The sequence below is a fragment of the Luteimicrobium sp. DT211 genome (assembly GCF_049844995.1).
Lineage (GTDB): Bacteria > Actinomycetota > Actinomycetes > Actinomycetales > Cellulomonadaceae > Luteimicrobium.
Genome location: NZ_JBNCMC010000025.1, coordinates 1 through 519, shown reverse-complemented (window position 1 = coordinate 519; position 519 = coordinate 1). Strand labels below are relative to the sequence as shown.

Sequence of the window (519 nt, the reverse complement as noted above, 5' to 3'; positions counted from 1 at the left end):
GCGGCGGCGGAACGTTTGAGGTCGTGGGCGCTGGCGGTGCAGGCGCGTGCGGCGGGTGAGCTCGCGGACCGTGCGGGCGGGTCCAGTGCCGCGGTCGACGGTGCCGCCGCCGCGGTCGGGGCGAGGCTGTGCCTGACGCGGCGGGCGGCCGACGGTCTCCTCGGCCTCGCGTCGGGGCTCGCGGAGCTGCCGGAGGTCGCCAATGCTCTGGCGGTGGGGCGGATCGATGATCGTCGGGCGCGGGTCCTGGTCGAGGGATGCGTGGACCTGCCGCGTGAGCACCGCCGGACCGTGGTCGCGGACCTCGTCGGCGGCACGGACAGCACGAACGGCGGGGATGGCGACGGCACGGATGGTGTGGTCGGCGCGGATGGTGTGGACGGGGTCGCCGCTGTGGATGGTCCGGCGACCCGGCTGACCCCGACCCGGTTGCGGGAGCGGTTGCGCCGCGCGGTGGTGGCGTTCGACCCGGACGGTGGTGCGCGGCGCCGCGCGCGTGCCCGCGGGGACCGGAACGTG

At 77.1% G+C, this 519-nt stretch carries 1 protein-coding gene and 1 pseudogene; one reads left to right on the top strand and one right to left on the bottom strand.

Annotated features, from left to right (window positions below; translation table 11 throughout):
* Window positions 1-282 (bottom strand): hypothetical protein (locus tag ACLQ14_RS19430; RefSeq protein ID WP_425816099.1); only part of this gene is annotated, 282 nt, incomplete at its 3' end.
* A 9-nt stretch (window positions 283-291) separates the two neighbouring features.
* Here ACLQ14_RS19430 and ACLQ14_RS19425 point away from each other — a divergent pair.
* A pseudogene (locus ACLQ14_RS19425) lies at window positions 292-519 on the top strand (hypothetical protein); the annotation flags it as partial.